General features: G+C 48.1%; 2 pseudogenes. Both read right to left on the reverse strand.

Features of this window, described 5'->3' with window-relative positions:
- Nucleotides 1-404: pseudogene (locus tag P364_RS0134860) on the reverse strand (thiol reductant ABC exporter subunit CydD); the annotation flags it as partial.
- 63 nt (nt 405-467) lie between these two features.
- A pseudogene (locus P364_RS0134865) lies at nt 468-686 on the reverse strand (cytochrome d ubiquinol oxidase subunit II); the annotation flags it as partial.

Consider the following 686-nt stretch of genomic DNA (forward strand, 5'->3'; position numbering starts at 1 on the left):
AAATAACTGTCAGCCTCATCTACTGCATCCAAAGCGACACTCACCTTTCCACCCGTTTGCCCGTGAAGAGTTGACGACATTGAAGCATGGATCAAGTTCTGCAGTACGGCTGCTCGCATATTCGTCTTGGCAGTCGCCGCCATCTGCAAGCCAACTTTTCCGTTTGCATACGACAACGCCGTGCGTAGAGCCATGACGGACAACAATATGCCGAGCAACATGGCAACAGAAGTAAAAGACGACTTCTCCACGAAAATCCGCTGTACCACTTCGGCCAGAAGTGCAGCCTGACTCACGATAGCAACGCCAAGTGCGGTCGACATGACCGCAAGGAGAACAAGACGATTTCGCTGTAAAGACATTTGTTGAGAAATGATGCCTTTGTTCTTTCTCTTCTTCTTCAACTCTTCCCCTCCTTGGTGTTTATGGCATGCGAGGGTACACCCACACATGCACTCTTGAAGAAACTACTTTCGTTTGCCCTTCACATAATCCGCGTCAAACAGGAAAAGTTTGAAGACCAGAATCAGAGACGGTATCAACAGACACATCCCGCCGATAAACACAACAACGAGTGCGAAGCCCATCGATGGTGAAGTGACGCTGTTCTGAATCGTAATATATGGGTCAAGAATGTACGGATACTGACCAATGCCATAAGCGAAGAAGGCACAGAAAAATTGCAG

The sequence above is a fragment of the Paenibacillus sp. MAEPY2 genome, from assembly GCF_000499205.1.
Lineage (GTDB): Bacteria > Bacillota > Bacilli > Paenibacillales > Paenibacillaceae > Paenibacillus > Paenibacillus vandeheii.